5 protein-coding genes are annotated in these 13596 nt (G+C 48.5%); 3 read left to right on the forward strand and 2 right to left on the reverse strand.

The features are described from left to right. Positions 1 to 329: 329 nt before the first annotated feature. Positions 330 to 1667 (forward strand): cohesin domain-containing protein, encoded by a 1338-nt coding sequence (locus ACFO1S_RS03465; RefSeq protein WP_204600643.1) that lies wholly within the window; start codon positions 330 to 332, stop codon positions 1665 to 1667. 571 nt (positions 1668 to 2238) lie between these two features. Here ACFO1S_RS03465 and ACFO1S_RS03470 read toward each other — a convergent pair. Continuing rightward, a complete protein-coding gene (locus ACFO1S_RS03470; RefSeq protein WP_204600642.1) occupies positions 2239 to 5316 on the reverse strand; it encodes an S-layer homology domain-containing protein in 3078 nt (1025 codons plus the stop codon). Between the two features lie 214 nt (positions 5317 to 5530). Beyond that, a complete protein-coding gene (locus tag ACFO1S_RS03475; protein ID WP_204600641.1) occupies positions 5531 to 9334 on the reverse strand; it encodes a helix-turn-helix transcriptional regulator in 3804 nt (1267 codons plus the stop codon). A gap of 220 nt (positions 9335 to 9554) precedes the next feature. On the opposite strand from ACFO1S_RS03475, the gene ACFO1S_RS03480 reads away from it, so the two are divergent. Together ACFO1S_RS03480 and ACFO1S_RS03485 are read left to right on the forward strand one after the other, a co-directional pair. Further along, entirely contained in the window at positions 9555 to 10196 is a 642-nt protein-coding gene (locus ACFO1S_RS03480) for a lysoplasmalogenase (RefSeq protein ID WP_378126245.1), read from the forward strand. A gap of 270 nt (positions 10197 to 10466) precedes the next feature. Next, positions 10467 to 13523 (forward strand): 3-keto-alpha-glucoside-1,2-lyase-like domain-containing protein, encoded by a 3057-nt coding sequence (locus ACFO1S_RS03485; RefSeq protein WP_378126247.1) that lies wholly within the window; start codon positions 10467 to 10469, stop codon positions 13521 to 13523. Positions 13524 to 13596: the final 73 nt, after the last annotated feature.

A 13596-nucleotide genomic window follows, 5' to 3' on the forward strand; every position in this document is an offset into this window, starting at 1 on the left:
TGCCGGGAATAATCATGTGATCCTCCTAGTTGTAAGTGGTTGTTAATATTTTACACGTTACTAGGTTAATCGACAATAAGCCGTTTTTAGAAGGAGATTTTGTCACGTGCGCATAAGCCAGCGGTTGCTTAAAACAATAGCTTCAATGATCAGGTAGACGATTGTAACCAGCATTAGGTATCCGACCTGTAGGATATCGACCGCAACGCCATTTCCTTCATTTTCCTTTTAACCCTTAAGTATAATGTCGAATGCTGTAAAGAATAAGACTGCAAATTCCTGATTCTTCCTTGTATGATAGTGGAAATAAACAACTAGGAGGAATTCGCTTGAAGAAGGTTTTTGGATTTATTTTTAGTTTGTCTCTGTTATTTGCATTGTTCATACCCGCGTCGTCAGTTAGTGCTTATACGGGTGGCCTAACGAACGGGAAACTTTGGAATATTGGATCAGATTCCAATTCAGTTAGTTCAACAACGCCGCTGGTAACTGACAATGATGAATTAACGTATTACAGTCTGCCAGCGTCGTCCCAATCTCAATCCATCAATGATACATTGTGGATTAGCTTTGATCATCCGGTTGACATTACAAGCTATAAAATAAAAGCAGAGTCTACAACAAGCCCAACTCAGGTTTACTTTATCGATGTGTATGGACAGGCTACTTATTTCACACCGGATGTTAGCGGTACGCTTAAGACGATCAACAAAAACAAGATAAGTAAGATATCTTTCCAACAAGGTTCTGGAAATACAAAAAAGATTTACGAGCTTGACTTCTTTGGGAATGAATCTACATTTGATACACCCACATTGACTGGAGCCTTAAATGGTTCTGCTGCCGAGCTAAGCTGGAATAACGTATTGGGAGCTCCCGCATACTCTGTTAAACGATCTACGACACCTGGGGGCCCTTATCAAACAATTGCTACAGTAACCGGTATTACTTATGCAGATTCTACGGTCGAAGTCGGACAAACCTATTACTATGTTGTCACAACGGTAAACGGTACAGCAGAAAGCGTAAATTCAAACGAAGTATCGGTCAGTGTTGTAGATCCTTTGGTACCAACGTTAAACGTAGTAATCGATAAAGAGAAAATCAAGGTCGGAGAGCAGTTCACATCCGACATTGTCCTTCAGAACGTAAGCAATATTTATGCCGAGGACTTCAAGATTAATTATGACAGCAATCTGTTGAATTACGTTGGCTTCGAGGAAATTCCAGGCTACAAAGTGTACAACCAACCGACGGACGAGGACGGAAAGCTGCGCTTTATTATCGCGAGTCAAGGCGAGCAATATGGGATTAACGGCGAGCAAGTGATTTTGAAGCTAAAGTTCACGGGCAAAGAGACAGGAATCGCCAAGGTTGATGCACTGGAGTGCAGAATTGCGGATACCGAATCGGAGTACGACTTGGGAGAAGAATCCTGCACGGAGGATACGATCGAAATAGAAGGCGTTAAGGATGTAAACAGAACCGGTGAATATACGCTTGTTGATTTAGCGATTGATGGATTTTACTATGGCAAAACGGCTGACCAAACAGACCACACGAAACATGATGCCGACCAAGCCGGCGACACGAACATCAATGACGATGATTTAGTGTATATCGTTAGCGAAATCTTAAAGAATCCAAACTATCCGTTGAATGCATAACAAATCAGCCCGGGGGCATAGGCTCTCGGGCTGTTTATTATTTTGGTTACTGCATGGAGAACAGTTAAAATGTATCCCTGGAGAGTGGGCTTGCCCCGCTCCTTTCTTCGGTTGCGAATCAAAGTTCTACCGAGGAGACGCCAAACGTCAGCTGCATCGGGAAATTGAGTTCACGCGGGGGATCCACCGCTTGCAATCGGTGGTGATCGTGGATGAAGCGATCGACGAGATTTATCGTTTCGCGAGTGGTTCCGCTCGAATGATCAACAAGGTTTGTACACACGGTCTGCTGTACGGTGCACAGAATACACATCGGATCATCGACGATCATATGACAAACGCGTTGTCGGGGAGAGAATTGTCATAATTCTCCCTGCTTTTTTTCAGAATGCGGTCAGCTTATCCGACAAATACTGGACAGCCGATGCCGTCAACTTATGGACATTATGCGTTAGCAGTAACACGTTGTATATTGGGTTTCAAAAGGATATTAACACCATTTATTTAGCATCCCCTGGAGCGGGTTAGTCCGCTTCAGGGGATGCTTTGTCACTTTGTTGAAACAAACATCTTACTCGGAAAGACGCAACAGCTCCGATAACATAAATAGCATTTTTACCGTTTCAGCCCTCGTAGCGTTATTGTCCGGGCGGAATGTTCCGTCTTCATAGCCGCTAACGATTTTATAGCCGGCTATTGCTTTAACCGCTGACTGCGCCCAAGCAGGAATGCTCGCCTGATCCGAAAAGGCAACCTTGTCTGCACTCTTGCCAATCAGCTGCTTTTCCAACATTTTAGAGAGAATGACAGCCAGCTCCGCACGGGTTATCGATTGATTCGGCTTGAACCAAAGCTTGCCCTGCTTTTTATAGCCTTGGATGATTCCTGCCTCAACTGCCGAATCGACTGCGCCCTTCGCCCAGGCCGGAATCGAATCGTTATCTGCGAAAGCGGCGGGAGCTGCAGCAGGCTTTAATGCTAGCAGATCGACTGCCATTTTCACAAACTCAGCCCGGGTCACTTGTTGATCGGGACGGAACGTTTGATCTTCAAAGCCGCGAACGACACCCATGCCGATCAGACGATCTGCATACGCCTCTACCCAATGACCTTTCAAATCGGCAAACTCGATTATGCTAGATGCAAATATGGCGAACTTGCCGAAATAGCTGACTTCGACGGCAATTGTACCGTCTCCTTTCACCTTGCCTCCTAAGTATATCCAACGAGCCTGGGTTTCGTTGTAGTAATACACGGCCGGCTTGGACCCTGCCGCCACTTGCTGCGGATTATAGCTGAAACCAAGCGTTACCGGTCGATTGAATGTTTTGCCCGTACTGCTGGTGAACTCCACGATGTTGCTGCTGAGCCTTTCCAAACCTGTTGCTAGAGGCGCGCGATGTGCCGGAAGTTTGGCTACTTTTACTTTCCCGTCTGCAGGTAAGGCGCCCGGAGCTATTTGTACGGAAGCGACTCCATCAAAGATGACGCTTCCTCCTTCTGCGGCAACGATATCCTTCTCGACACTTTCTTTCTCTTGAGGGGCAGTAAGACTGCTGCTAGGAGATGTTGTACCCGCTCCTTGCTGATCCGCTGTTACCGTGACGCTTACCCTGTCGCTGTAGACGCTGTTCGTGACCGTAATCACCGCTTGGCCTGCCCGCTTGGCCTCAATCAATCCGTCCGGCTTGACGATCGCTATATTCCCATCGCTGCTGCTGTACGTCGTGCCGGAGCTTGCCGTCGTTACGTCCTGTGCCGTCTGATCCGATAAGCTCGCCGTCACCTGCAACTGCTTGCTGACGCTGCTTCCCAGCTTCAGCTCCACGGTATTCGGCGATGCGGCTATTCCCGTCGTCGTTGCAAAATTGAGTTTTTCCGTCGCTCCTTTATCGCTGTACCATGTAGGATACACGCTGAACGAATACTCTCCGACAGCCGGATTGGTCAGTCCTGCATTCCCGGCAATCGTAATGGAAACCGCATCCAATAAGCGCAAATCCATAGGGACTCCTACGCTGAGTTTACGCAGGAAACGATCATACGCAACACCACTCGCCTGCACCCCATTGACCGTAACGGAGCTTGCTTGTATATCCGGCGGGACTGTGATTCCCTGCGGAAATAGGAGATTGAAATCGTCGCCTGCGGCTAACGGTTCGTTCGTCTGGAAAGCAAACGTATAGGATACGTTCTGTGCGCCTGCAACTCTAGTGCTGGCATTCATATTGAAATTTTGAATTTGAGGCGGAGCAACTAATAGCGTCACGCTTGCAGGTATGACCTGCTGCGAAGTGGATACTTGAAATTCGTATTCTCCATAGCCTTGTACGATCGTTTTCGGAATATTGAATATGAGATGATAGTCGGGATCGACGTAATATTCCGGGGGAGGGACGAATTGCAGCTTGTTGTCTGCGATGCGGGTTACGGAAGCCGCAGCGGAGACGGTATGCTCCTGATCATCCGACGCCCATTCCAAGATGATATCTGCTGCGGAAATGCCCGGTTCGCTCAATACCGTACCGGGAGCGCTGGATACGGTAACCGTATCTCCCGCCTTCAGTATCGTAGGTGCGGTAAACATAAAGCGCAAATGGGTATCGTCCTCATCCACATCACCTTGGTTGTTGGACGGGTTATCGGCTAACGAAGCGCCTGACGCGGAGACGATTCCGATCCTGCGGGACGCAGCCATCGGATCGACGCTTGTCTTGACGGCATAATTGTAATAGCCAGGTACAGACGGATTCGCCACTTGGACAGACGGGTCGATATCAATCACCGCTGCTGAGAAACTTGGCAATGCAGTTGTCGACTGTATGGTCAGCTCATTGCCGGACACAACCGCCGAAGCTGCCGGCGTCCCGTTGATTTTGACTTTAGATGCATCTACCAAAGCAGGAACCGATGTTCCCTGAGGAAACACCATCGTGATCGTTCCGCCAGGTTCTATAGGCTGCATGACGGTAAACTTGAAATGATAACCCGTGACGGCCGATGCCGCATACGAGTCGGCATCTGGATAATAATTGGAAACATTGCGGGTAAACAAGCCATGAGTCGTCGAGAATGGATTGGAGTTGCCGCTCGAACGGAGCGCATACGACTTCAGCCCCGGTCTAATGCGGTGATAATCAGGTGTAATCAGGAAATCGGCCAAACGAATGTCCACCATAGCGCCGCTAACAATGCCGCTGGATAGTTGGAACGACAACGCCGGAAACCCGTCATCAGAATACTGCGTCGTTGCGGCAGCAAAAAGAATACCGCTTGGCGTTCCGTTGACTACAGTAGAAATATTAGCCATCGGAACGGATTTATTGGTCGACCACAAAAATCCCGGGTTTCCCACGAAATTAAACGCATGCGGCAGCGCGACTTGAATCATGTCCCCCGCCTGCAAATTATCGGCAGCAGTAAATGTGAAATGATATGCCGGCGTTTCTTTCGTATAATCTCCCTGGTTGTCCCAATAACCGCTAAAATAAGCAGGTGTTTCTGTCGTAACCGTAAAACTGCTGAAGGAGCTGTTGCCAGTACCTGAATCGGCCTGAACGGGAGTCCCGCCGCCGAGAGCGAGAAGCCCCGCAATGAGAATATAAGTGATAACGATTTGCCAACGTCTGAACCTGCTTTTGAACCCCAATATAATATCCTCCCAGTTAAATAGTTTCTTGCAATTAACGATGACCCCCCTATGAAGTACCTAACGATCATATCCGTCTTGACAGAAATCCGCATATACCAAATGGTATAGAGCAGGTGTAGAACTAAAGAAAAATGCGTTTCTACCCGGAACAAGTCCCCCTATACAACAAAAAAAGGATGCTTATCGCATCCTCACATCCGTCGCATTCCGATTAACTCAGTATATTTTTCCTCTTGGCTTCGGCAATAGCTTTCGTTCGCCTGTTCACGTTTAATTTGCTGAAAATGTTATGGATATGAACTTTGACCGTACCTGCCGTAACCCCCAACTGATAAGCAATTTCCTTATTGGTCATTCCCGATGCCATCAGGTTCAGCACTTCAAGCTCGCGGTCGGTCAAGGCGTCCATAGAATACTCATCCTTCGGTTCATTCGGCGTGACTGGCGAGACCGGCATGTCTCCGAAAGAGCCGGACAGCTTCCAAACGAACAGAGCTTGCGATGCCAAAATACGAATCGTCGCGATGCTGTCATTTGCAAACGTAAGACTACGCCGGCTATTTTCCAGATAGAGTATCCCCGAAAGCTGTTCCTGTAAAAAAAGCGGCAAACAACAAACCGTCTGACAGTGGTTCCTGATAATGTACGGATCAATCTGAAAAAGATCATCCTGTGAGGCATTCTCGATTTGAACCCATTGCCCGAGCCGCGAAGCATATTGTATCAGGGATGCCGGCACATCCTTGCTATCCGACAACGCGGCAGACAGCTCGCTAACCTCGCCGTTAGCCTTTATAACGGTCTCCACATGCAGATCGCCGTTCCTAACTACGATCAGGCATCCTTTTTCCGCACCGGAAGTCTCGATAACAATTTCCAGCAGATGCCTGTGAATCTCTTTCAAGTCCAAACCTTGGGACAAAGATAAGGAAGCTTTGACAATCACACCAAAGTCAATTTCTTTATCATCTGCCCGCGTTGAATCCTGATCCTTGTCCGGTATAGGAGAAGCTGCCTGCTCGTCGCTATTCGATGATTCCTGCAACCATTGAGGATATTGCATCCGCAGGTCGTATCGCTTGGACTCAGCACCCCATACGCCGTACATTTCATAAGCTTCCTGAATATATCCGAGGGCGATTCTTTCTCTGCCTTTTTGCAAATGATACTTGGCTGCCAGCTCGCAAGCCACCGCTTGATACTGGGGATAATTTCGCTCACGGGCAAATTGAATGGAACGATCGTATAGATCTACCATCTCCTGCTCCGCCCCTTTTAACCGGGCTATCTCGGCTTGAATCAACAGCCATTTATGTCGGAAATTTTCCGGCGACATCTTGTCCCATGCTTTGAACTGTCGGCATCTCCGCTTCAATGTCTTCGAATATACGCTTCTTTCGCTTGCAGAAAATTCCTCCCATGAATTTGCAATCGACAGCGCCTCGTAGAAATGATGCTCCGACAAGTGAGGAGCATGAGCCGACAAATGCTCATAGGGATTGGCTAATTCAGCGAAGCGAACCGCTTCCCGGTACCGTCCGAACAAATAATACATTTGCGTTTTATACGTGTATATTTGATACAGCGTTACGGCTTTGCCTTCCTCCTTCATGACTTCTTCCAAAAATTCCGCTTCGCTTGTCCGGCCACCCGTTATGGGTCCTATGTCGCCAATGGCGGATCTCCAGACTTTTGCCAATTCCATATAAATTAAAGCGTTTTTGAAAACAAGCTCTTCTTTCGTCTGCTCGATCACTTGTAAGCTTTTGCGGTTGATCTCGAACATGTGGTCCATCGAATCTCTGACATAAGACAAATTGATAAGACTGCCGATCGCATAGCTTGCATACACGTAATCTCCCGCTTCCAAGCCCAGTCTGGCAGCCTGCTCCAGCTTGACTTCATCGTCGCGGTCGTATCGTATCCAAGGGGATATGACACCATAGAACATGACATGCACTTTGGTTTTAACCGAAGCATTGGCGGACCGATCCACCAAGTCGATCGCAATTTGCCCAAGACGGTATCCCAGCTCGTATTGACCAAGCGCCGTACCTAGCAGCATGCCATAAGCCGCATATACACCGGGGGCTCCCGAAGAGGAGCCGTGTTTATATACGAGCCGTATGAATTTGGATGCAATGACAGCGAATACTTCCCGGTTGAAAAAGAACGTCGGCGCCACAAGAGCCGCTAACAGCTCCATCACGCCTTTGGCCTGAGGGTCGGTCATTTCGGGCAACGCGGGAAGCTCCTGCATCCTTTTCGCCAACAGCCGTTTCGTTAATTGAACTTCCTTTAGAATAACCAGCTTATGCGGCCGGTCGGATATTCGAATGCCGGCATCCCGGAGCGCTTGAAGCCCCAATTCAATCGCTTGCGAATATTTTCCCATATTGCTGTATTGCTCGATTTTCAATTTATACACCTGTACGCGCTCCGACCAACTGTGCGTCCGCTTCAAAACGTGGCTCAGACCGGCATCCGCCTGCTCATATTGCCCGCATAAATAGGCGCACTCGGCACATTTTACATGCATTTGAAACGTAAATTCGAAGCGGCGATTCCAGAAATCGTCCGGAGCGCATTCAATCCCCGTCTTATAATATTGCAGCGCTGTCGAATAGGCGGAAGATTGCATCGCTTTCCTACCCGCTTCCTCATTCCATTCGACAGCCGTTTCGCGTTCCTCCGGGGATAGCAGCTCGAGTGCATGATTGAGATGGTTTACGATATCGAACAAAGGCCGGTCCTTATCGCTTGAATACTGCTTCATCATATAGCGCCCTGCGGTCAAATGGACTTCCATCAGGCGCCGACGATCCAGCAGCGAATAAGCCGCCTGTTGAATTCGATCGTGTGTAAATTGATATTGTAGGACGGATTCCGCATGATCTACCGCAATCAACAGCCCGTCCTGAATGGCGGACGACAAATGTTCGTTCAGCTCGTTCTCTTGATAACCGCTCACTGCGCTTAACAATCGAGCATTAAACTTGTTGCCGAGACATGAGCTGACAACAAGCAGCTCTCTGGAGCGCATTGGAATCTTGCTAATCCGATCGATCAAATAATCGACTTGCCCGTCGATTTCCGGCAGCTCCTGCAAAGCCTCCAGATGCCATTCCCATAGTCCATCGGGATGAAGCAGAATGCTTTGTTTGTCGAAGGCCGATTTGAGCAGCTGCTTCAAATAAAACGGATTTCCCAATGACTTGGCAAATAACAACTGAGCCAAAGATGAGCTTTCGGATGTATGACAATCGACGGTATCCGCCACCATCTTCTGTATGTGCCTGAATTCGAGCGGCTTGAGCAAGATCCGGCGTATTGAATATCCGGAATGCACGCCCACCATCCATTGCTCGATCCGGTTGATGTTCCCATTCTCTTCCTGTTCGCGGTATGCGGCGATCACAAGCAGATTTTGACTTTCGGGAGCAACGATCAACGAGTGCAGCAGTCGAAGCGAAGCTTCATCAGCCCATTGCACATCATCAAAAAACAAAACGAGCGGATGATCCAATTGTGTGAACACTTGAACGAAGCGGCGAAACACCGACTCAAATCGATTCTGCGATTCTATTGCCGGAATCGGCTCCAGAGGAGGATACGGCTTTAGGAGCAATTCCGCTTCCGGTATCACCTCTGCAATGACGGCTCCGTTCGGACCGACTACCTCTTGAACTCGTTGGACCCATTTTTGAAGAATGAGCTCAGGCTCGGTCAGTATTTGCCTAATAACGGTTTTAAAACATTTTATAAAAGGCTCATAAGGGATGCCTGTACTGTACTGATCAAATTTGCCAGAAGCGAATTTACACTTTCCGATGACGGCGGATCTGAAGGCTTTTAGCACGAGAGAAGATTTCCCCACGCCGGGCTGTCCGGAAATGACAACTAGCTCTGTGGAGCCGAGAGTGGCCCATCTGAATGCTTCTTGCAAAACGGCCAGTTCATTTTCTCTGCCATATATTTCATCCGGGATTCGGATCGCCTTGGAAAGTTCTTGCATGTTAACCACTACCCCTTTTGTGCACTTCGTACATCTATTTTACAGTAGCTCGACAATAATTCATCCTTATTATCGGCAGTTTCTTACTGTTATTGAGTTTCTATACCATTTGGCATATGTGCGAATAGTTAGTGTGAACTATACTGACTCCGGGTATGCTGCCGGCAGACAGGAACAAGCGCAGCGTGCACAAATAAGATCATGTTGGGGGAAACGGCCTGTGAATCGAAATCTTTTAATAGCCGCTATTGTAGTTTCCGGGATAGGGTACTTATTCGCCATGGCAGGCGAACAAACGGTGTTGCGATGGATATTGAAGCCGGGGACGATCCTTCTTATCATTGGGCTGGCAGGTTTAACCCGCAACGTCACGAAAGCTTATAAGACTTACATCGTTGTCGGCTTATTCCTCTCTGCCATTGGCGACGGTTTGTTGCTGTTACCGGGAAATCAATGGTTTGCGGCAGGGCTATTTGCGTTTTTGGCGGCACATCTCGTATATATCATCGCTTTTATGACCAGGTGGATATTCTCTTCCGTCCATTGGCTTACTCTTATTCCCATTGCAGTGTATTCCTATTTCCTACTGCGGGAACTCCACGAAGGCATGGTAGCAGGCGGAAACAGCGGATTATGGATTCCGGTGCTCATCTATGTCATTGTCATTTCCATCATGATCTGGAGCGCCGTTATTAGCGGGAGCCGATTTGCCATAGCGGGAGCTGTCCTATTCTTCCTGTCCGACTCGTTGCTTGCCTGGAATATGTTTGTCGCTCCGCTTGCGTGGGCAAATTACGGTGTGATGATCACCTACTATTCGGCGCAGTTTTTAATTGCCCGCAGTATGGAACAGAAGTCTTGACTTCGGTACATACAAATCAGCCCGGGAGCCTAAGCTCTCGGGCTGTTTATTATTAGGGTTACTGCACGGAGAACAGTTAAAATGTATCCCTGGAGAGTGGACTTGCCCCGCTCCTTTCTTTTTGGGCAGGGATTATAATCCGTCTTGACAGTGAAAAGTTTTAATGGAAGGGGGGCTTGAGCGTAAGAAATTGGGATTGCTTGTTTTTCGAAAAAATGTTAGCGCTTTCTCCGGGCCGCGAATAATGTTGAGGAGGTATTTATGCGTACAATGACAAGAAAAGCAGTTAGTCTGTTGGTAGTCCTTGCCGTTCTGATCACAGGATTTTTACCCCGGGCTGCCGATGCGACCGAGAGTATGGAGAGCTATTCTACTTCTACAGTGGAGATGACGGATGCCGCTGACCCGGAAGCATTGCTGCAGATCGCCGGCGCTCCGGCCACGATTCAAAATTACCCGATGCCATCCATCTATACCGCGTCCAGCGTGTTTTCATTGAAAGCGGATAACGAAGCGATTCCTGTAATCAGCTATCTGGCCGACTATGACTACGCTCAATTTTCTTTTTCCGGTACGGTCCGCATCGAGGTTACGGTCAATGAGCCGATTACAGCTTATTCCATCAGTCCACAGGCCAAAAACATCGAGGGTACGGTCAATGGGAACAAGCTAACGTTTACGCTTTCTTCCTCCACCTATGTGATCGTGAAAATCAATAACCTGAAGAAGCTTGTCATCGCGGCAGATCCCTTGGAGACGGATATTCCCCCGTCCACGGGCGCCGGGATCTATAATGTGACCCAATCTCCGTACAACGCGGACAAAACGGGGACATCGATGGCATCGAATGCGATTCAGCAGGCTATCGATGACGCTTATCAAGCTGGCGGCGGCATTGTATTTGTCCCGGCCGGTGTCTATAAAAGCGGGAACCTAACCTTAAAAAGCAATGTAACCTTCTACCTGGCCGGAGGCGCTGTCATTGTCGGCACAGGCAAGGGGGAAGACTACGCGATTGATTTTCGCAAGGATTCGCGAAATGCGGACGGAACGTATTTCATTCGTACTGCCGTAGACTCCAGCAATATCACGATACGAGGACGGGGAACCATTGATGGAAAAGGCATAGCGATGCGAGAGCGAAAGATGCCGGCGCCGAACAAAAATGAAGGGTTCCTGAATAACCTGCTTGTTCCGATCGCAACCACGAACTTTACTTTTGATGGTTTAATCCTGCGGGATGGCGGCTTCTGGTCGTTTATGGTTGTTCGTTCCGACAATGTGACAATTAAAAATCTCAAGGGATTCCAGGATCTATACAAGATCGAGAATGACGTGATCGATATCAATGAGAGTCAGAACGTGCTTGTTAAACATGCGATAGGAATATCGGATGATGACACCTTTTCTACTAAAACCTGGCTGCAGACGGGGATGTCCAAATGGTGGCCGGGAGCGCTTGAACATTTGGAAAATGTGGTCTTTGACGACGCTTTTGCATGGACAAGATGCGCGGCCTTCAAGATTGGCATGGGAGTAGCCCAGCCGCAGATCGGCGTAACCATCCGCAATTCGTATGTCTATCAAAGCGCCCGGGCATTGCTGGTTGATCACGGCTACCAATATAACACTCTTCCGGAGGAAGGCTACGCGCAAAATATTACTTTTGAAAATATCGATATCGAACGAGTCGGCATCAATCAATTCGGAAACTATTGGCTCGGGGTGTCCACCAGTACTTCCGGCGATGTAAGCAATGTGATATTGAAGAACATCAATGTTCGCGAGACCGGATCTCAGAAATCCAGGCTTTCCGGGAATGCCGCCAAAGGCGGAATGGTTAACGGTGTCATGTTCTCGGATGTTTATGTGGGAGGCAAGCTCGCAACAAACCTGAACGACTTGAACATTACCGTCAACAATAATGTGAACGGAATCACCTTTGCCAATTCCAAGCCGCCGCTATTCAGCGATGATTTCGAGGACGGAGATACGGCGGGATGGACATCCATTACAGGCGGTTGGACAGTACCGACAGTCGACACGAATAAAGTACTGTCCAGCGGGAACCAGACAACCACATCCTTGATTACCGCCAATTCCGGTAACTCATGGACGGATTATGGATACGAAGCCCGAATGAGAATGCCCGTTACCAATGCCAATGCAGGCATTGTCTTCAGGGTACAGGATGCGAATAATTATTATATGTATCGAATCAATTCCTCGAATCAAAGGCTGGAGCTGTACAAATCCGTGAATGGACAACTGATGGCGGTATCCAGTACTCCGTTCACGGCCATTGAGAAGCAGTGGTATACGGTTAAGGCGGTTATACAAGGGAAGACGATTACCGCTTATGTGGATGGGGAATTAAAGATGGAATGGACCAATCCTGTAACGGAATTGACAACAGGAGGGATCGGATTCCGGACGACCTCGGCGGGCGTCCATTTTGACAATGCGGTGGTTTCCCCGATTAATAAAGCGCCTGTGGATATTGCGTTATCGCACAACAGCGTGGCTGAAAATACGACTGCCGGAGGCATGGTTGGAACATTCACCACTACCGACCCTGATGCGGGAGAAACATTTGCTTATATGCTGACAGCAGGGGCAGGGGATGCGGACAACAGAAGCTTCGCCATATCGGACGATAAGTTGTTTCTTGCCGTAACGCCGGATTACGAAGTGAAAAACAGCTACAGTATCCGGGTGAGAAGCATAGATTCGGGCGGACTCTATCATGAGAAGATTTTTACGATCTATGTCACGGACGTAAATGAAACTTCACCTAATCCGGCTCCTACGGTCACCCGATTCAGCGACAATTTCGAAGATGGCGATACGGCAGGATGGACGTCTGCTTCGGGCTCCTGGAGCGTGGCAACGGACGGCACGAAAGCCTTGCTCCAGCATGCGTCAGCCGCTGCGCTGATTACCGCCGGCGATTCATGGACGGATTATACGTATGAAGCCAAAGTGAAAATGCCCATCGCCAATGCAAACGCAGGCATTCTATTCAGGGTACAGGATGCGGATAATTTTTATATGTACCGAATCAATTCAACGGCTAAAAAACTGGAGTTGTACAAATCCGTGAGCAATGTCATGACCCTTGTATCCAGTACTCCGTTCACAGCCCAGGAGAAGCAGTGGTATACGATTAAAGCCGCCGTCCAGGGGAACACGATACAAGGTTACGTGAATGGAGAGCTGAAGGTTGAATGGACCAATCCCGTAACGGAATTGACGGCAGGGAAAATAGGCTTCCGGACAACCTCGGCGGGCGTCGCTTTCGATGATGCTTTGGTTCTGGCTCCCTAGAATGCGCTGAGCATCAGCCCAAGCAGTGCTCCAAAAGAACCGATCTACAGGTCGGTCAGCTTAGATGGGATCA

The organism is Cohnella boryungensis, assembly GCF_042651945.1.
Classification (GTDB): Bacteria; Bacillota; Bacilli; order Paenibacillales; family Paenibacillaceae; genus Cohnella; species Cohnella boryungensis.

What these genes read in the sequence shown, in the direction of transcription:
- ACFO1S_RS03475 (WP_204600641.1), bottom strand. Translation starts at nt 9,334, where the DNA reads ATGCAAGAACTTTCCAAGGCGATCCGAATCCCGGATGAAATATATGGC.
- ACFO1S_RS03485 (WP_378126247.1), top strand. Translation starts at nt 10,467, where the DNA reads ATGACAAGAAAAGCAGTTAGTCTGTTGGTAGTCCTTGCCGTTCTGATC.